Origin of the sequence: Helcobacillus massiliensis (genome assembly GCF_033106145.1) — a bacterium.
GTDB lineage: Bacteria > Actinomycetota > Actinomycetes > Actinomycetales > Dermabacteraceae > Helcobacillus > Helcobacillus massiliensis.
This window is the reverse complement of record NZ_CP136959.1, coordinates 1,704,306-1,722,067: the sequence shown is the minus strand read 5'-3', so window position 1 is coordinate 1,722,067 and position 17,762 is coordinate 1,704,306. Positions and strand designations below refer to the sequence as shown.

The following is a 17,762-nucleotide window of genomic DNA, read 5'->3' as shown; positions in this document are numbered from 1 at the left end:
CGGATCCCTGCCGGAGACTGCCCCGTCCGCTGCCCGGCAAGCAGGAGTGGGACGACGGTGGCGCGCGATACAGTTATGCCCGAACGCAGGCGGCACGCTGACCAACGAGGGTCACCCGCCCACGTCAAGACGAGAGGACGTTATCTCCGTGGACCTGTTCGAATACCAGGCGCGCGACATCTTCGAGAAGCACGGAGTCCCCGTGCTGCCCGGCGCCGTCGCCGAGGATCCTGCCAGCGCCCGTGAAGCAGCCGAGAGGATCGGCACCCCCGTTGTGGTCGTCAAGGCACAGGTGAAGACCGGCGGTCGCGGCAAGGCCGGCGGCGTGAAGGTGGCGAAGTCGCTGGACGAAGCCGAGCAGTACGCCGAGCAGATCCTCGGCATGGACATCAAGGGCCACACCGTGCACCGCGTCATGATCGCGGCCGGTGCGGACATCGCCGAGGAGTACTACTTCTCCCTGCTGCTGGACCGCGCGAACCGCACCTACCTCGCCATGTGCTCCAAGGAGGGCGGCATGGAGATCGAGCAGCTCGCCGTGGAGCGCCCCGAGGCCCTCGCCCGCATCGCCGTGGACCCGAACGTCGGCATCGACGACGCGAAGGCGAAGGAGATCGTGGACGCCGCCGGCTTCGATGCCGAGACCGGCGAGAAGATCGCCCCGGTTCTGCAGAAGCTGTGGGCCGTGTACCGCGACGAGGACGCCACCCTGGTCGAGGTGAACCCGCTGGTCAAGACCGCTGACGGCGACATCCTCGCCCTCGACGGCAAGGTCACCATCGACGAGAACGCCGACTTCCGCCACGAGGACCACGCCGCCCTGGTCGACACCAAGACCGAGGACCCGCTGGAGGCCAAGGCGAAGGCCATGGACCTCAACTACGTCAAGCTCGACGGCGAAGTCGGCATCATCGGCAACGGCGCCGGCCTGGTCATGTCCACCCTGGACGTCGTCGCCTACGCGGGGGAGGAGCACGGCGTGAAGCCGGCGAACTTCCTGGACATCGGCGGCGGCGCCTCCGCTGAGGTCATGGCCAACGGCCTGGACGTCATCCTCGGAGATGACCAGGTGAAGTCCGTGTTCGTCAACGTGTTCGGCGGCATCACCGCCTGCGACAAGGTCGCCGAGGGCATCGTCGGCGCGCTCAGCAAGCTGGGCGAGAACGCCACCAAGCCGCTCGTGGTCCGCCTCGACGGCAACAAGGTCGATGAGGGCCGCGCCATCCTCACCGAGGCGAACCACCCCCTCGTCACCCTGGCCGACACCATGGACGGCGGCGCCGCCAAGGCAGCCGAACTCGCTGCGAACTGAAAGAGAGCCTGAAGAAGCATGTCGATTTTTCTTGACAAGAACAGCAAGGTCATCGTTCAGGGCATGACCGGTTCCGAGGGCATGAAGCACTCGCAGCGGATGCTCGACTCCGGCACCCAGGTCGTCGGCGGTGTCAACCCCCGCAAGGCCGGCCAGAGCGTCGAGTTCGACGGCGGCCGCTCCGTGCCCGTGTTCGGTTCCGTCGCCGACGCCATGAAGGAGACCGGCGCCACCGTGTCCGTCCTCTTCGTGCCGCCGAAGTTCGCGAAGGACGCGGTCATCGAGGCCGTTGACGCCGGCATCGAGCTCGCCATCGTCATCACCGAGGGCATCCCCGCGAAGGACGCCGCCGAGTTCTTCAACTACGCGAAGGACAAGGGCACCACGCGCCTCATCGGCCCGAACTGCCCCGGCATCATCTCCCCGGGACAGTCCAACGCCGGCATCATCCCCTCGAACATCACCGGTCCCGGCAAGCTCGGCCTGGTGTCGAAGTCCGGCACGCTGACCTACCAGATGATGTACGAGCTCAGCGACATCGGGTTCACCACCGCCATCGGCATCGGCGGCGACCCGATCATCGGCACCACCCACATCGACGCCCTCGAAGCATTCGAGAACGACCCGGAGACCGCCGCGGTCGTCATGATCGGTGAGATCGGGGGCGACGCCGAGGAGCGCGCAGCCGACTACATCAAGGCGAACATGACGAAGCCGGTCGTCGGCTACGTTGCGGGCTTCACCGCCCCGGAGGGCAAGACCATGGGCCACGCCGGCGCCATCGTGTCCGGCTCCTCCGGCACCGCGGAGGCGAAGAAGGCGGCCCTGGAGGCCGCTGGTGTGAAGGTCGGCAAGACCCCCACCGAAACCGCTGAGCTGATGCGCGAGATCATCAAGGGCCTCTGAGCCCTCACCGCCGCATCCGGCCGCGCCCCGATGGGCTGGGCTCTGGTCGCGGCAGCACCCGTCGGACGCCGTCCTCTCCACCGCACCCGGTGGGCAGGGCGGCGTTCGCCGTTCCCGGCGCCCCGGCCGACCGTCGGCTTCCAGAGCGCTTCCCGTGGTGGCCACGCTGCTCTCCCGCCGACGCGCCGCCCAACCCGATACAGTGTGACCAGCTGAAAGGGAGGGCGCGCCGTGAGCGATCTGATCGATACCACCGAGATGTACCTGAAGACAGTGTTCGAGCTGCTGGAGCTCGGCATCACGCCGATGCGCGCCCGCATCGCCGAACGGCTCGGACAGTCCGGCCCCACGGTGTCGCAGACGGTCGGTCGGATGGAGCGCGACGGCCTGCTGTACCTCGATGACTCCCGCGTCATCCACCTGACCGAGGAGGGCCGCGGGATCGCCGGTGCGGTCATGCGCAAGCACCGACTCGCCGAACGCCACCTGATGGACGTCCTCGGCCTCGAGTACGAGCTCGTGCACGACGAAGCCTGCCGCTGGGAGCACGTGATGAGCGAAGACGTGGAGCGCAAGATCGCCGCCATGCTCACGCCGCCGTACGCCGACCCGTACGGCAACCCCATCCCGGGCCTGGGCGCGCTGGGGGTGACGGCCGACGGGTCCGGCCCCCATGGCGGTCGCCGGCTCGGCGACGGTGTTCAGCGCCTCGTGCAGGTGGAGCTGCCGGAGGGCGGCGAGGTGGAGCTGACGGTCGACGCCATCGGTGAGGTCATCCAGTCGGACGTCGAATTCCTGCGGGATCTGAAGGACTGCGGGATCGTTCCCGGGGCGCGAGTCACGGTCGCCTCGGATGCGGATTCGCTGGTGATGACGGGGCCGTCGGGCCGGGAGATCACCCTGACCCCCAGTGATGCCGGCCACATCTGCGTGACCCAAAGGTAAGGCCCCTTCCACGAGGGTAAAGGTCTGTCAAAACCCAGGTAGAGGTTCGTCTGGTCCAGTGGGGAACAGTCCCCGCCTTCCGTAGGTTGGATGTCGGTTCCCGGGGCGACCCGGGTCGGAATCCGTTCCGAAACAACAGTGCTCAAGAACTCCGCGGACCGCCTCGCAGCCCTGATGGGCGCCGGCCCGCGAACGATCCGGAAGGTCTCCTGTGGCTCCTCGCTCCATGCCCACTCACCGCGGCACCCCGCGCGGCATCCTGTCCGCACCGATCGGTCGTAAGACCGCCGGCGTGATGCTCGCTGCCGGCTTCGTCGTCTCCGGTTCCGCTTCGGCCGCCATGGCCAACGGTTCCTCCGAGACCGGCAACAACGCCGGTGCGTCCACCGCTCCCTCCACCGTGACCATCCCGGTCGCTCTCGCGGAGGGCGACAAGGCCGAGGGGGCCTACGGCGCGATCGTGAAGCAGGACAAGGTCGAGGTCAAGACCGACGAGAAGACCGACGCCCAGCGTGAGCAGGAGCGCCGCGAGGCTGAGCGGCGCGAGGCCCAGGAGCGTGCCGAGCGCCAGGAGCGTCAGGAGCGCCGCGAGGCCCAGCAGCGCGAGGAGCGCAACCAGGAGCGCGAGAACAACCGCAGCAACAACCGCGAGCGCAGCAACAACCGCGAGCGCAACCAGGAGAGCGAGAACAACCGCAGCAACAACCGCGAGCGCAACCAGGAGCGCGAGAACAACCGCAGCAACAACCGCGAGCGCAACCAGGAGCGCGAGAACAACCGCAGCAGCAACCGCGAGCGCACCAACGATCGCGAGCGCAGCAGCGAGCGTCGCGGCAACGGCGACGACCAGCGCTCCGAGCGCAGCAGCAAGCGCTCCTCTGCTCCCTCCAACGCAGGGCGCGGCAGCTCCATTCTCGCCACCGCCCGCAGCGGCATCGGCACCCCGTACGTGTGGGCCGGTTCCACCCCGTCCGGCTGGGACTGCTCCGGCTTCACCTCCTGGGTCTACGCCCAGCACGGCATCCACCTTCCGCACTCGGCTGCTGGCCAGGTGGCCGGCGCCAAGCGCATCTCCGCTTCCGAGGCCCGCCCCGGCGACCTCGTCTACACCCCGGGCCACGTCGGCATCTACGCCGGCAACGGCAAGATCGTGGACGCCGGCCGCTCCGGCAAGCTCACCACCGAGCGCAAGCTCTGGAACGCCAACTGGAGCTACTACCGCGTCGGCTGATTCCAGTCGCCTCTTCGACACTGTGACGAGCGGATTCCGGCGCTGACCACGCCGCCGCTCAGCGAGAACCCCACCGTAGCCCCGTCGGGCCGGTGGGGTTCTCGCATTGCCTGCACCCGGCCCGACTACTGTGAGACCCATGCTTCTGCTCCGGAACCTCATCAGCGTGCTCGCGGGGATCGTCTCCCTTGCGGCGGCACTCCTGCTCGTGCCCGCCACCTGGCTGCAGGACAACATCGTGGACCGCGGCGGGTTCCTCACCGTCACCCGACCGATCGCTGACACCCCGCAGACCCGCCAGGACCTCACCGCCCCGGCGGTCGACCAGATCCACAGCCTCGTGGACGTCCCCGAATTCCTGAAGGGGCAGGTCGATGCCCTGATCGCGAAGGGCGTCAAGACCGTCACCGGCACACGGGAGTACCAGCAGATCTGGGACCAGACCATGCGCGACCTGCATGAGTCGATGGTGCAGGGCGGCAGGGTCGAGGTGAAGCCGGACCTGATGCCGGCGTACGATTCGATCGTCGGCCCGATCGAGGACGTCCTGCCGGTGCCGGTGCCGCGCCCCAGCACCCTGCAGCCCACCATTGCCTCGTTCGATGCGGGATGGATGCAGTGGATCCTCCTGCTCACCGAGAACCGCGCAGCTCTCGGCGCCATCGCCCTCGTGGGCCTGGCGCTGATGCTGCTGACCGCCACCCATCGCGGAGCGTCGCTCATCATGTACGGCATCTTCGCCGCCGTGTTCACGGCGCTCATGTGGTTCACGGTGACGAACCTCCCCGCGCTGGTGCCGAACGTGATCGACAGGGCCCCGTTCGTCGGCCAGATCGTGACGGCGTTCGAAGAGAAGGCGATCAAGGACCTGCCCCACGGCGTGAGCCTCGGCATCGCCCTGGCGGCGGTCAGCGCGCTCATCGGCATCGTGCTGATGGCGATGCGGGCCGCCCGCGATCACCGCAACCGCACCGGCACGGGCCGTGGCCCCACCAGCAGTGGGAGCGGGGCTCGAGGCCAGAGCTGGCCCGGCCCGGCGGCTGGGCACGCTGCGGCGCCGGCACCCGTCGGCCGCCCCGGCAGCGCTGGCGGCGGGGGAGGCGGCAGCTGCGCCCCCGAGGGCGGCAGCTGCGCGCCGGGTCGCTGACACCAGCAGCCGACGGGTGCGCGGCCCCGCCCAGGTCCGATTGTTATCAACTGGTTACACTGGCATCTTCGAACGCACGCCCCTGACGGGGAGATGGGAGCAGTCATGGGGGTCCTCTCCTTCCTGCGCACAGACAAGACCGCGACCGACGACGCCAAGAAGGCGATGAAGGAAGCCCGCACCGGTAAGGACGCGGGGGCGCTCGAAAGCCTCGTCAACACCTTCCGCGACATCGGCATCGACGGCAAGGCCACCTTCGCGTCTGCAAAGACCGTTGCCAAGCGAGCGAAGCGCCGCCGCTCCACCGAACGCGCCGTCAAGAAGATCATCGCGAGCCACCGACGTCGCGCCACCGTCGGCGGCTTCGTCACCGGTCTCGGCGGCGCCATCACCCTGCCGGTGATGCTGCCCGCAAACGTGCTCGAGTTCTACGTCATCGCCACCCGCATGACCGCCGCGATCGCGAGCGTGCGCGGTTACGACATCAACGACCAGGAGATCCGCACCCGTATCCTCGCCGCCCTTGTCGGGGAGGAATCGGGGGACCTGCTCGGCTCCGTCGGACTCGGCCCGGTCGCCGGCGCGGCGAGCCGCCAGGTGGCGAAGCGCCTGCCGCAGTCGGACGTCTCCCGCATCACCAAGGCGATCGGCGCCCGCGCTGTGCGCCGCTTCAGCCTGCGCTCCGCCCGCCTGTTCGGCAAGGCGATCCCCGGCGCTGGTGGCGTCCTCGGTGCGTGGGCGGACCGCCGCGCGCTGAAGAAGATCGCGCAGACGGCGAAGGCGACGTTCCCGCCGCTGTCCCGCAAGGAGCTGAAGGCGGCGGCGAAGGCGCAGAAGAAGCGCTGACGCGAACGGCCGCGGCGCGAAATCGCCGCGGTGATGACTGGACCCCAGGTCGGCGCCTGAAGAAGGCGCTGACCTGGGGTCCTATGTGTGCCCCCGAGACGATTCGAACGTCCGACACCGGCTTTAGGAGAGCCGTGCTCTATCCCCTGAGCTACGGGGGCTGATCGCCGAGCGAACCCGGCCGGAAGGCCGACGGATGCTGAACGGAACGGGTCCGCTCCTGCGGCAGAAGAGCCGCGGCTCGGACCCGTTCAGTGTAGCGGGATGCGCGGGGCGCACCCAATCAGACGGTGCAGATCACCAGCCGGCCTTCGAGGCGACGCGCTTGTCATCCCGCGAGCGGTACACGATGTACGGGCGGCCCAGGTAGCCCACGGGCACCGAGAACACGTGCACGAGGCGCGTGAACGGCCACACCGCGAACAGGGTGATGGCGACCAGGGCGTGCAGCTGGAACGTCAGCGGCACGTCCACCATCATCGCTGCGTCGGGGCGCAGCGTCCAGATCTGCCGGAACCACACGGAGATGGTGGAGCGGTAGTCGTAGGAGCCGAACACGTTGTTCGCGATGGTCGCCCACACGCCGAGGCCGGCCACGACCGCGAGCATCAGGAACATGAATTTGTCCATCAGCGTGGTCGCGCCCATGAGGCGCTTGTTGGAGCGTCGGCGCCAGATCAGCAGCAGCAGACCCACGAGTGTGCACACGCCCGCCACGGTGCCGAGGGTGATCGCCAGCAGGTGGTACACGTGGTCGCTGATGCCGATCGCCTGCGTCCAGGACTTCGGGATCACCAGGCCGCCGAAGTGGCCGATGGCGACGAACAGGATGCCGAAGTGGAACATGGGCGATGCCCACCGCAGGATCCGGTCCTCGTACATCTGGCTCGACCGGGTGGTCCAGCCGAACTGGTCGTAGCGGTAGCGCCAGATGTGCCCGAGCACGAAGAACGCCATGCACACATAGGGGAAGACAACCCAGAGAAGGGTGTCGAGGATCGTCACGTCACGCATGTCAGCTCCTTCGAGCGCTGGACGGCTGGGTCGGTCGGATACGTGGGGTCGGCAGGGGGACCGGGCCCGACGGGGCGGTGAAGGCGACAGGCGCGTTCGTGGGCGGGCTCGCCATGTAGTCCGCGTCCGTGCCGTAGCCGGAGAGGCCGACGGATTCCTGAGCGGGGCCCTGTTCAGCAAGCTTTGCGATCGCGGTGCGGTCGTCGTCATTGAGGGCAGGCATGGTGGCGCAGACCATCCGGATCACCGGCGCCCATGGGGAGTCGATCTCCTGCAGGTGAGTGCGCAGCAGTTCGATGCCGGCGCGGTTGTCCAGCAGGATCCGCTCACCGGCCTCCGCGTCGACGGTGCCGGCGAACTCCAGCACGACGCACAGGTGGTCGGGCAGTTCGTCCTCGCGGTCCGCGGCGAGCTCCACCCCGGATTCGCGCATGGTCTGCTTGATCTCCAGCAGCGCCATCCCCCGGCGGCGGGTGTCGCCGCTGCCGAAGTACGTCAGGAACAGGCAGCCGCGCCGACGGGTGTCGAACGTCGCCACGTACTCCTGCTGCAGGGCCGCGAGGTCATCGGTGCGGGACTCGGCGAGCATCCGGTCCACAACTGCTGCCACCTCCGAGCCGTACGGCTCCGGCAGCAGGGAGCAGGCGTCCCGCAGCAGCGGCAGCCGCTCCACGATCTCCCCATCGGGGTACGCCATCAGGTGCGAGCCGATCGCCCACGCCACCTGCTTCGCGTCCCCGTCGATGGGGGAGGCGGCGAGGCCGGGAACGGCCCGGCCCGCCAGTCGCTTCAGGATGCTCATGATCGATCAGTCCCGCTGCTGTCGGAGGGGAAGAGCCCGTCGGGCGTGCCCTTGCCGTCCCAGTTCAACAGGTTGATGCGGCCCGGCTCCACCGGCGGCACGCGGTCCATCTGGGCGCGGTTCTTCAGAATGTTGAAGTTCTCCACACCGACGGGGGTGAGGCCGTCGGCCCCCGAATCCTCACCGAAGATCGAGGACGGGCCGCCCATGCCGGGCCCGCCGTCCGTGTTCAGCGAGCAGTCGGTGGAGATGCCCTCGAGGGAGTGCGCGTCGCTGTAGTGCGCGGGCGGGATCACGTACCGCTCCTCGTACTTCGCGATCGCCAGCAGGCGGTACATTTCGCGGATCTCCTGCCCTGTCATGCCGACGGATGCCGCGATCTCCTCCTGGCCCTCCCGGCCCATGGAGATGTCCCGCATGTAGGAGCGCATCGCGGCGAGCTTGCGCAGCACACCGTCCACCACGGAGACGTCCCCGGCGGTGAACAGCTCCGCCAGGTAGTCCATAGGGATGCGCAGCTGCTCGATCGCGGCGAACAGGTTGCGCTGGTTCTCCGCGTCCTCACCGGTCTTCGCGACCTCGTCGACGACGGGGCTCAGCGGCGGGATGTACCAGACCATCGGCATGGTGCGGTACTCCGGGTGCAGCGGCAGCGCCACCTTCCACTCGTTGATGAGCCGGTAGATGGGGGAGCGCTGCGCGGCGAGGATCCAGTCCTCCGGGATGTCCGCCTCGCGGGCGGCCTGCACCACGGCCGGGTCGTTCGGGTCGAGGATCAGGGAGCGCTGCGCCTCGTACAGGTCCTTCTCGTTCGGGGTGGACGCCGCTTCGGTGACGCGGTCGGCGTCGTAGAACACGAGGCCGAGGTAGCGCAGGCGGCCCACGCAGGTCTCCGAGCACACCGTCGGGATGCCCTGTTCCATGCGCGGGTAGCAGAAATGACATTTCTCGGCCTTGCCCGTCCGGTGGTTGAAGTACACCTTCTTGTAGGGGCAGCCGGAGATGCACATGCGCCAACCGCGGCACTGGTCCTGGTCCACCAGGACGATGCCGTCCTCTTCGCGCTTGTACATCGCGCCCGAGGGGCAGGACGCCACGCACGACGGGTTCAGGCAGTGCTCACAGATGCGCGGCAGGTAGAACATGAAGGTCTTCTCGAACTCGGCCTTCACCTCCGTCTGGATGCGCTCCAGGATCGGGTCCTCGTGGAGGTGCTCCGTGGAGCCGCCGAGGTCGTCGTCCCAGTTCGCCGACCATTCGATCGACATGTCCTCACCGGTCAGCAGCGACTTCGGCTTCGCCACCGGGATGTGCTCCTGCGCCGGAGCATCCAGCAGGTTCGAGTAGTCGTAGGTCCACGGCTCGTAGTAGTCCTCGATGCTCGGCATGATCGGGTTGGAGAAGATCTGCGCGAGCTTGCGGAACTTGCCGCCGGCCTTCAGCTTCAGGCGGCCCTTGCGGTCCAGGACCCAGCCGCCCTTCCACTTCTCCTGATCCTCGTAGCGGCGCGGATAGCCCTGCCCGGGCCGGGTCTCCACGTTGTTGAACCAGACGTATTCGGTGCCGGATCGGTTCGTCCATGCCTGCTTGCAGGTGACCGAGCAGGTGTGGCAGCCGATGCACTTGTCGAGGTTCATCACCATCGACATCTGAGCCATGATGCGCATCAGTACGTCACCTCCGTAGTGCGCTTGCGGATGCGGGTGACCTCATCACGGTTGTTGCCGGTGGGCCCCAGGTAGTTGAAGGCGAAGGTCTGCTGGGCGTACCCGCCGACCATATGGGTGGGTTTGATCATGATGCGGGTGAGCGAGTTGTGGATGCCGCCGCGCTTCCCGCTGGTCTCGGTCAGCGGCACGTTCACCACGCGATCCTGGGCGTGGTGCATGTACACCGTGCCCTCCGGCATGCGGTGCGAGACGACCGCCCGCGCCGCCACCACCCCGTTGCGGTTCACTGCCTCCACCCAGTCGTTGTCGCGGATGCCGGCCTTGGCGGCGTCCTCCGCGCTCATCCAGATCGACTGGCCGCCGCGCGAGAGCGACAGCATGAACAGGTTGTCCTGGTACTCCGAGTGGATCGACCACTTGTTGTGCGGCGTCAGGTACCGCACTGCGAGGCCGAGTTCGTTCGTGGAGCCGATCTCGCCCTCGTTGAACAGGGCGTTCATGTCCAGCGGTGGGCGGTACACGGGCAGGTTCTCGCCCATCTCCCTCATCCAGTCGTGGTCGAGGTAGAAGTGCTGGCGGCCCGTCAGGGTGTGCCACGGCTTCAGCCGCTCCGTGTTGATGGTGAAGCAGGAGTAGCGGCGGCCGCCGGACTCCGAGCCGGACCACTCCGGCGAGGTGATCACCGGCACCGGCGCGGCCTTGGTGTCCGCGAACGTGATCTGCTTGCCCTCCGCTTCCGCGGAGAGGTCGTGCAGCTGGGTGCCGGTGCGCTTCTCCAGTGTGCGGAATCCCTGGGTGGCGAGGTGGCCGTTGGTGGTGCCGGAGAACGCCAGCACCATCTCCGCGGCCCGCACATCGGTCTCCAGGGACGGGCGGCCCTTGGCCGGGCCCTCCTTGATGAGGCCGTTCTTCTTGCCGAGGTACTCGACTTCGCGCTTCACATCGAAGGTGATGCCCTTCGTGGTGAAGCCGAGCTTCTCCGCCAGGGGGCCGAGCGCCACGAACTTGTCGTAGATCTCGCGGTAGTCGCGCTCCACCTCGACGAGCTTCGGCATGGTGATGCCGGGGATCGGCTCCACGCCCTCGTCGTGCTTCCAGTCGCGGACCACGCCGTGGGGGTAGGCGAGGGCGTCGGTGGAGTCGTGCTGCAGGGTCAGCGCCACCACGTCGCGCTGCTTGCCGAGGTGATTGCGGGCCAGTTCGGAGAACTTCTTCGCGATCTCCTTCCACGTGTCCCAGTCGTTGCGGGCCTGCCACGGCGGGGCGATCGCCGGGTTGAACGAGTGGACGAACGGGTGCATGTCCGTGGTGGACAGGTCGCTCTTCTCGTACCAGGTCGCGGCCGGCAGCACCACGTCGGAGAACAGGGTGGAGCTGGTCATGCGGAAGTCCAGGGACAGCAGCAGGTCCAGCTTGCCCTCCGGGGCCTTCTCGCGCCACACCACGTCGCGGGGGCGCAGATGCTCCGGGGTCTCCTCGGCGCGCACGTCGTTCTTCGTGCCGAGCAGATGCTTGATGAAGTACTCGGTGCCCTTGGCGGAGGAGCCGAGGAGGTTCGCCCGCCACAGCGACAGGATGCGCGGATGGTTGTTGTGCGCGTCCGGGTCCTCCGCGGCGAACTTCAGCTTCCCGGTCTTCAGGTGCTCGATGATGAAGTCCTGCACGCTGCGGCCCTCGGCATCGGCGGCCTGGGTGAGCGCGAGCGGGTTCTGGTCGAACTGCGGGAAGTGCGGCATCCACCCGAGACGCTGCGCCATCGCGACCACGTCCGCGTTGGTCATGCCCTTGAGGCGCCCGTCGGCGGTGGCGGCGGTGAACGCGTCCGCGGTCATCTGGTCGTAGCGCCACTGGTCGGTGTGCATGAACCAGTACGAGGTCTGGGTCTGGTGGCGCGGCGGCCGCGACCAGTCCAGGGCGTTGGCGAGGTGCAGCCAGCCCGTGATGGGGCGGACCTTCTCCTGGCCCACGTAGTGCGCCCAGCCGCCGCCATTGACGCCCTGGCCGCCGGTGAGGGTGGTGAGGGTGAGGAACGTGCGGTAGATGGTGTCCGAGTGGAACCAGTGGTTCGCGCCGGCGCCCATGATGATCATGGAGCGGCCGCGGGACTCCACGGCGTTCTGCGCGTATTCGCGGCCGATGCGCTGCACCTGTGCGGCGGGCACACCGGTGATGCGCTCCTGCCAGGCGGGGGTGCCGACCTCGCTGGGGTCGTCGTAGCCCGTCGGCCAGGTGCCGGGCAGGCCGTCGCGGCTGATGCCGTAGGAGGCGAGCAGGAGGTCGTACACCGTGGTGACGGTGTGGCCGTTGACCTGCGTGGTCGGCACACCGCGGCGCATCGTGCCCGGCGCGGAGTGCGCGTTGTGCGCTTCGTCCTCGGCGGGGGTGGAGACGGCGTCGAAGCGGGGCAGGAGGATCTCCTGCACGCCCTCGCCGCGGCTGTGGAGGGAGAGCTGCGGGTCAGCGCCCTGCAGGTCCAGGTTCCAGCGGCCCTTGCCGTCCTCGCTGAAGCGGTGGCCGAGCGTGCCCTGGGGGACCATCGGCCGGCCGGTGTTGCCGTCGATCAGCACGGGCTTGAACTGGTCGTGCTCGGTGCCGAACTCGTCGGTGATCTCCGCGGTGAGGTCGGAGGCCGTGAGGAACTTGCCGGGCACCACGGTGCCGTCGGCGCGCTCCTCCAGCTGCACGAGGAACGGCAGGTCGGTGTAGGTCTTCGCGTAGTTGTCGAAGTATTCGGGGCGGGCGCTGCCGTCGGGGTTCTCGTAGAACTCGCGGAGGATCACGTGGCCCATGGCGAGGGCGAGGGCGCCGTCGGTGCCGGGCTGGGGCGCGACCCATTCGTCGGCGAACTTCACGTTGTCGGCGTAGTCGGGGGAGACCGCGATGACCTTCTGGCCGCGGTAGCGGGCCTCCACCATCCAGTGGGCGTCCGGGGTGCGGGTCAGCGGCACGTTGGAGCCCCACATGATGAGGTAGCCGGCGTCCCACCAGTCGCCGGATTCGGGGACGTCGGTCTGGTCGCCGAACATCTGCGGGGAGGCGACGGGCAGGTCCGCGTACCAGTCGTAGAAGGACAGCATGGCGCCGCCGATCAGCTGGTGGAAGCGGGCGCCGGAGGCGAACGACACGATGGACATCGCCGGGATCGGGGTGAACCCGGCGGTGCGGTCGGGGCCGTAGTTCTTCGTGGTGGAGACGTACGCCGCGGCGATCATCTCCACGGCCTCCTCCCACGTGGCGCGGACCAGGCCGCCGTGCCCGCGGGCCTTCTTGTACGCGGCGGACTTGTCCGGGTCCTCCACGATGGACTCCCAGGCGAGGACGGGGTCGCCGCCCACCTGCTCCTTCGCTTCGCGGTACATGGTGAGCAGGGCGGCGCGGATGTAGGGGTAGCGCACGCGCGTGGGGGAGTAGGTGTACCAGGAGAAGGCGGCGCCGCGGGGGCAGCCGCGCGGCTCGTACTCGGCGCGGTCGGGACCGGTGGAGGGGTAGTCGGTCTGCTGGGCCTCCCAGGTGATGATCCCGTCCTTGACGTAGATCTGCCAGGAGCACGAGCCGGTGCAGTTCACGCCGTGGGTGGAGCGCACCACCTTGTCGTGGCTCCAGCGGTCGCGGTAGAACGAGTCGCCCTGACGGCCGCCGCGGTGGTGGATCTCGCGCTTGTCGTCGGAGACGCGCGAGGTGGGGGAGAGCAGGCGGCGCTTGCTGATGAGGGAGTTCATCAGCGAGGAGTCGACCTGGGGCTTCGGGTCAGTCGTCGTCATTGTCGGACCTCACTGTTCCTTGGTTGTCGGGGCGGGCGCAGCATCCGCAGCCGGGGAGTCAGCAGCGGCGCGCCCGGTGCGGCCGGTCCAGATCGCCACGCCGACCGCGACGAGGGCGGTGAGGGCGAGCAGGATCAGGCCGATGGCGTAGGAGCCGGTGGAGTTCCACAGGGAGCCCAGCAGGAGGGGCGGGACGAAGCCGCCGAGGCCGCCGGCGGCGCCGACGAAGCCGGTGACCGACCCGACCTGGGCGGGGTCCGCAGCCTGGCCGACGAGGCCGAACACTGCGCCGGTGCCGGTGCCCAGCGCCATCGCCATGACGAGGAAGGCGAAGGTTCCCACCAGGGTGAGTTCGCCGGTGGCGGCGACGATCAGTGCCATGACCGCCACGATGGTGTTGGCGACCACGAGGGTGCGGACGGGGCCGAAGCGGTCGGACAGCTGACCGCCGACGGCGCGCATGAACACGGTGATGATGACGAACCCGCCCATGCGGAGGGCGGCGTCCTCGGCGCCGAGGCCGTAGGCGTTGATGAGGAAGGTCGGCAGGTACACGGAGAAAGCGACGTAGCCGCCGAAGCTGAGGGCGTACAGGAAGCAGGCCTGCCAGGTGACGAGCAGCTTGGTGGTGCCGAGGGTGTTGGCGATCATGGAGCCGGTCTTCGGCTTCCAGCCGGGGGCGTTGCGCATCAGCAGGTAGGCAAGCACCGCGTAGATGAGCAGGGCGGTGGCGGCGATGAGGAACGGCGCCTTCTCGCCGAGGCCCTGGAAGATGCGCACGGTGGTGAAGGCGGAGACGGCGGTGCCGCCCATGCCCATGCCGTAGATGCCGAGGGCGGTGCCGCGGCTCTTCGGCGGGTACCAGGAGTTCACGTACGGAACGCCGATGGCGAAGGTGGTGCCGGCGATGCCGAGGAAGAAGCCGCCGACCAGGAGCGCGATGTAGCTGGTGAACCCGAAGAATCCGAGGAACAGCACCGGGACGACGGTGACGACGGAGATGAGCGGGAACATCAGGCGGCCGCCGAAGCGGTCGGTGAGGGCGCCGATGGGGATGCGGCCGATGGAGCCGACGAGAACGGGCACGGCGACGAGCAGAGCGGCGTCGGTCGTCAGGCCCTTCTTGATGACGGTCGCGGCGAGGGGGAGAGGAGGGCCCAGGCCCAGAAGTTGATGGCGAAGCCGACGGTGGCCATCAGCAGCATGAACGTGCGGTCACGGGCATGCTCGTCGAGGGGGGTGGCGGTGGAACCGGAAGGGCGGAGGGATGGGGACGCGGTCACTGCGTGCTCCTTTCGGTGCAGCCGATTCGAGGGTTCCCGATGACTCTAATCATAGGGGTATCGGGTGGACAGGACGATTGTCCTGAGGACGTGTTTCCCGAGGTCGGCCGATATCGTGCCGATATCGTCTTGGGTGACGATCCGACTTCATCGAGGGTGCTTCCATGGTTTCACGCGCTGCGATCATCATTGCCGGCGGACAGGGCTCCCGCCTCGGCGGAATCGACAAGCCGCAGCTGTCGATCAACGGCCTGTCGATGCGTGCCCGAGTCGCGGGGGCGGCCATCGCGGCCCTCGGGCTGCCCTGCCGCATCGTGGTGGTGGGGGCCGACGGGTCCGATCTGCGCGCGGCGCCGTTCACGATCGACGGGGTGGAGACGATCCGCACTCTGGAGGAGCCGCGCTTCAGCGGTCCCGTGGCGGGTCTGGCGGCCGCGGTCGATGAGCTGTCGGATCTGGGCGGTGAGGCGGATGTGCTGGTGCTCGGCGGTGATATGCCGACCCTCAGCGCTGAGCTGCTGCAGCACGTCCTGGGGGAGGGGGCCGACGGGTCCGCCCCGGCTGACAGCACTGCTGTGCGCGGCATCGAAGACTCCTCGGGCCATCTGCAGTTCCTGTGCGCCGCGTGGCCGCTGGGCGTGCTGCGCACCACGCTGAACGAGGTCCGCGGGAATGGCGGTGATTGGATGGGGCTGAGCCTGCGCCGGCTGTACGGACAGCTGGCACCGGCGCGCCTGACGATCCGACCGGCCTTGGATGGGGTCGATGATGCGGTCTCGGATGTGGACACCGCGGAGGACCTGCAGCGCGCCCGCATCGCCGTGGAAAGGACGACCCCATGACCATCGCACCCCGACGGGCCGAGCAGAACCGGCTGCGTCTCCTGCTGGCCGCCGCGGCCTCGGCCGCGCTGGCGCTCGTCGCCGCCCTGTTCGCAGCACCGGCTGCCCTGGCCCATGACAGCCTCACCGGCAGTTCGCCGGCGGACGGCGAGTCCGTTGCGACCGCCGACAGCATCACGCTCACCTATTCCGCGGAGCCGCTGGACCTGTCTGCCCGCGTTGTGGTGAAGGACTCCGTCGGCACCGTCCTGTTCGACGGCGCGCCGACGATCGACGGCACGTCGGTCACCGCGGACTTCTCTGAGGCACCCGCCGCCGGCCCGGTGACCGTCGACTGGCGGGTCGTCTCCTCGGACGGCCACCCCATCGAGGGCACCACCACCTTCACCGTCACCGAGGGCGGGGCCGCCGCATCGGACAGCGGCGGTGAGGGATCCGCCCCGGCAGCGTCTGCCTCGCCGTCGTCCCAGCCGGCGGATGCCTCCAGCTCCACACCGGCCGCTTCCGAAGCCGATGAGGGGACGGACGGTGACGATGGCGGCATCGGCAAGTCGCTCATCGCCGCCGCTGTTGTTGTGGCTGCGGCGCTGATCGTCGGAATCGTGGTGCTGGTGACCCGCAAGGACAAGAACCCGGATCGCGGCTCTGCCGCCGGCGACGACCAGCGTCCTGGCTCGCAGGCCTGACCAGAGCGCCTCGTGGGCGATGCCTCCGAGCCGCGTGCGGCCACGGAGGAGAAGCGAAGGACCGGCAGCCCCGCGGGGCTGCCGGTCCTTCTTCTGTGCGGGAGCTGTCCCGCTGTGGGAGGCGTATTCGCCTCAGTTGTTGCGGAGGGAGTCCTTGGCCTTGTCGGCAGCGTTCTGGATCGCGCCGTCGGCCTGGTCAGGGGCGGCATCCTGAGCCTTCTGCGAAGCCTTGTCGATGGCGCCGTCGACCTTGTCGCTGTGGCCGTCGAGTGCCTGCTTGCCCTTGTTGAGTGCGTCGTCGAAGCCCATGGTGGGTGTCCTTTCCATCGGGAACATTGGCGACCCCCACGCTACATGCCGTCTCCGTTCGAGATCACAGGTCCGTCATGAGCTCGGGGCGATTTGAGCACATGTGAACAGCCTGTGTCCCAGTCTGCGCATTCGGTCATAATCGAGGCGTGGAAATGAGCAGCGATCGTCACGTGCCACCCGTCGGTCACGACAAGTCCTCCCGCTGGGACTTCGTCCTCGGACAGCTCGCGCAGACCAAGCGACTGTCCGTCGCCGACGTCGCCGCGCAGCTCGGCATCAGCGAGTCCACTGTGCGGCGCGACTTCGTCGACATGGAGAAGGCGCAGCTCGCGCGCCGCGTCCACGGTGGCCTCGTGGCCGTGGACATCGCCTACAACCTCGCCGCCTCTCCGCGCGGCGACGGCGCCGGTGATCAGCGCGAGCGCATCGCTGCCGCCGCGGCCGCCATGGTGCAGCCCGGCAGCATCGTCGGCTTCAACGGGGGCCGCACCACCACGGCCTCGGCCCGCCGCATCGTCGCCCGCTCCGACCTCGACACCGGCGGCTCCGTCCCCGGCCTGACCGTGGTGTGCGCCGCCCTCAACATTGCGATGGAGACGGTGCTGCGTCCGGCAGTGCGCACGGTGGTGCTCGGCGGTGTGGCGGAGCCGCGATCGTTCGAGCTGACCGGCCCGCTGGCGCAGTACACCATGCGGGACCTGTGGCTGGACATCATGTTCGTGGGCGTCATCGGGGTCGATGTCGATGCCGGCATCACCTGCGACTCCGACGCCGAAGCGGGCGTCACCCGCACGATGATCTCCCACTCCCGTCGCGTGGTGGGCCTCGCGACCGGCGACAAGATCGGCAAGCGGGCGCTCGCGGGGATCTGCCCTCTCTCGGCCCTCACCGACCTCATCGTCACCGGGGAAGTGCCGACTCAGCTGCGGGAGGCCTGCGCTGAGCGTCACGTGCGCCTGCACGCCGTGTGACTCCCGTCGGGTTCGGTGCCCCGCCCCTGCGGAG

Annotated in this window: 16 protein-coding genes and 1 tRNA gene; 9 read left to right on the top strand and 8 right to left on the bottom strand. The window is 68.6% G+C overall.

Features of this window, described 5'->3' with window-relative positions:
* The first annotated feature begins 148 nt into the window (after positions 1-148).
* The 6 genes from sucC to R3I40_RS07970 all read left to right on the top strand — a co-directional run bounded on the left by sucC (position 149) and on the right by R3I40_RS07970 (position 6,387).
* A complete protein-coding gene (sucC, locus tag R3I40_RS07995) occupies positions 149-1,312 on the top strand; it encodes an ADP-forming succinate--CoA ligase subunit beta (protein WP_285261797.1) in 1,164 nt (387 codons plus the stop codon).
* 18 nt (positions 1,313-1,330) lie between these two features.
* Complete coding sequence (gene sucD, locus R3I40_RS07990; RefSeq protein WP_183375787.1) at positions 1,331-2,218, top strand: succinate--CoA ligase subunit alpha; 888 nt, start codon at positions 1,331-1,333, stop codon at positions 2,216-2,218.
* A 231-nt stretch (positions 2,219-2,449) separates the two neighbouring features.
* Positions 2,450-3,163, top strand: a complete 714-nt coding sequence (locus tag R3I40_RS07985; RefSeq protein WP_285261798.1) for a metal-dependent transcriptional regulator — start codon at positions 2,450-2,452, stop codon at positions 3,161-3,163.
* A gap of 226 nt (positions 3,164-3,389) precedes the next feature.
* Complete coding sequence (locus R3I40_RS07980) at positions 3,390-4,394, top strand: NlpC/P60 family protein (protein WP_239373665.1); 1,005 nt, start codon at positions 3,390-3,392, stop codon at positions 4,392-4,394.
* 139 nt (positions 4,395-4,533) lie between these two features.
* Positions 4,534-5,541, top strand: coding sequence for a hypothetical protein (locus tag R3I40_RS07975; RefSeq protein ID WP_285261799.1), 1,008 nt, complete (start codon positions 4,534-4,536; stop codon positions 5,539-5,541).
* 93 nt (positions 5,542-5,634) lie between these two features.
* Complete coding sequence (locus R3I40_RS07970; protein ID WP_285261800.1) at positions 5,635-6,387, top strand: EcsC family protein; 753 nt, start codon at positions 5,635-5,637, stop codon at positions 6,385-6,387.
* A gap of 88 nt (positions 6,388-6,475) precedes the next feature.
* Here R3I40_RS07970 and R3I40_RS07965 read toward each other — a convergent pair.
* The 7 genes from R3I40_RS07965 to R3I40_RS07935 form a co-directional block, all read right to left on the bottom strand.
* Positions 6,476-6,548 (bottom strand) — tRNA-Arg (locus R3I40_RS07965).
* 136 nt (positions 6,549-6,684) lie between these two features.
* Positions 6,685-7,401: a respiratory nitrate reductase subunit gamma gene (gene narI / locus R3I40_RS07960; RefSeq protein ID WP_183375777.1), complete on the bottom strand. Its 717-nt coding sequence runs from the start codon at positions 7,399-7,401 to the stop codon at positions 6,685-6,687.
* Position 7,402: 1 nt separating this feature from the next.
* Positions 7,403-8,203: a nitrate reductase molybdenum cofactor assembly chaperone gene (narJ, locus tag R3I40_RS07955; protein WP_239373617.1), complete on the bottom strand. Its 801-nt coding sequence runs from the start codon at positions 8,201-8,203 to the stop codon at positions 7,403-7,405.
* A complete protein-coding gene (gene narH / locus R3I40_RS07950) occupies positions 8,200-9,870 on the bottom strand; it encodes a nitrate reductase subunit beta (RefSeq protein WP_285261801.1) in 1,671 nt (556 codons plus the stop codon). Before narH ends, narJ begins: the two co-directional genes overlap by 4 nt.
* Entirely contained in the window at positions 9,870-13,634 is a 3,765-nt protein-coding gene (locus tag R3I40_RS07945; RefSeq protein WP_259923801.1) for a nitrate reductase subunit alpha, read from the bottom strand. Before R3I40_RS07945 ends, narH begins: the two co-directional genes overlap by 1 nt.
* A gap of 9 nt (positions 13,635-13,643) precedes the next feature.
* Positions 13,644-14,720 (bottom strand): MFS transporter, encoded by a 1,077-nt coding sequence (locus tag R3I40_RS07940; protein ID WP_285261802.1) that lies wholly within the window; start codon positions 14,718-14,720, stop codon positions 13,644-13,646.
* A 26-nt stretch (positions 14,721-14,746) separates the two neighbouring features.
* On the bottom strand, positions 14,747-14,917 hold the full coding sequence (locus R3I40_RS07935) for a hypothetical protein (protein WP_285261803.1): 171 nt from the start codon (positions 14,915-14,917) through the stop codon (positions 14,747-14,749).
* 164 nt (positions 14,918-15,081) lie between these two features.
* On the opposite strand from R3I40_RS07935, the gene mobA reads away from it, so the two are divergent.
* Positions 15,082-15,759, top strand: a complete 678-nt coding sequence (gene mobA / locus R3I40_RS07930) for a molybdenum cofactor guanylyltransferase (protein ID WP_285261804.1) — start codon at positions 15,082-15,084, stop codon at positions 15,757-15,759.
* Positions 15,756-16,445, top strand: a complete 690-nt coding sequence (locus R3I40_RS07925; RefSeq protein WP_285261805.1) for a copper resistance CopC family protein — start codon at positions 15,756-15,758, stop codon at positions 16,443-16,445. The genes mobA and R3I40_RS07925 overlap by 4 nt, the downstream gene beginning before the upstream one ends.
* 132 nt (positions 16,446-16,577) lie before the next feature.
* Here R3I40_RS07925 and R3I40_RS07920 read toward each other — a convergent pair whose 3' ends face one another.
* On the bottom strand, positions 16,578-16,772 hold the full coding sequence (locus tag R3I40_RS07920; protein WP_239373605.1) for an antitoxin: 195 nt from the start codon (positions 16,770-16,772) through the stop codon (positions 16,578-16,580).
* A gap of 137 nt (positions 16,773-16,909) precedes the next feature.
* Between R3I40_RS07920 and R3I40_RS07915 the strand changes: the two genes are divergently transcribed.
* Positions 16,910-17,728, top strand: a complete 819-nt coding sequence (locus R3I40_RS07915) for a DeoR/GlpR family DNA-binding transcription regulator (RefSeq protein ID WP_259923787.1) — start codon at positions 16,910-16,912, stop codon at positions 17,726-17,728.
* The last annotated feature ends 34 nt before the right edge of the window (positions 17,729-17,762 follow it).

Excerpts from the sequence above, each read along its gene's own strand:
- sucD (WP_183375787.1), top strand. The coding sequence starts at position 1,331 with ATGTCGATTTTTCTTGACAAGAACAGCAAGGTCATCGTTCAGGGCATG.
- R3I40_RS07980 (WP_239373665.1), top strand. The coding sequence starts at position 3,390 with ATGCCCACTCACCGCGGCACCCCGCGCGGCATCCTGTCCGCACCGATC.
- R3I40_RS07975 (WP_285261799.1), top strand. The coding sequence starts at position 4,534 with ATGCTTCTGCTCCGGAACCTCATCAGCGTGCTCGCGGGGATCGTCTCC.
- R3I40_RS07970 (WP_285261800.1), top strand. The coding sequence starts at position 5,635 with ATGGGAGCAGTCATGGGGGTCCTCTCCTTCCTGCGCACAGACAAGACC.
- narI (WP_183375777.1), bottom strand. The coding sequence starts at position 7,401 with ATGCGTGACGTGACGATCCTCGACACCCTTCTCTGGGTTGTCTTCCCC.
- narJ (WP_239373617.1), bottom strand. The coding sequence starts at position 8,203 with ATGAGCATCCTGAAGCGACTGGCGGGCCGGGCCGTTCCCGGCCTCGCC.
- narH (WP_285261801.1), bottom strand. The coding sequence starts at position 9,870 with ATGCGCATCATGGCTCAGATGTCGATGGTGATGAACCTCGACAAGTGC.
- R3I40_RS07945 (WP_259923801.1), bottom strand. The coding sequence starts at position 13,634 with ATGACGACGACTGACCCGAAGCCCCAGGTCGACTCCTCGCTGATGAAC.
- mobA (WP_285261804.1), top strand. The coding sequence starts at position 15,082 with ATGGTTTCACGCGCTGCGATCATCATTGCCGGCGGACAGGGCTCCCGC.
- R3I40_RS07925 (WP_285261805.1), top strand. The coding sequence starts at position 15,756 with ATGACCATCGCACCCCGACGGGCCGAGCAGAACCGGCTGCGTCTCCTG.
- R3I40_RS07920 (WP_239373605.1), bottom strand. The coding sequence starts at position 16,772 with ATGGAAAGGACACCCACCATGGGCTTCGACGACGCACTCAACAAGGGC.
- R3I40_RS07915 (WP_259923787.1), top strand. The coding sequence starts at position 16,910 with ATGAGCAGCGATCGTCACGTGCCACCCGTCGGTCACGACAAGTCCTCC.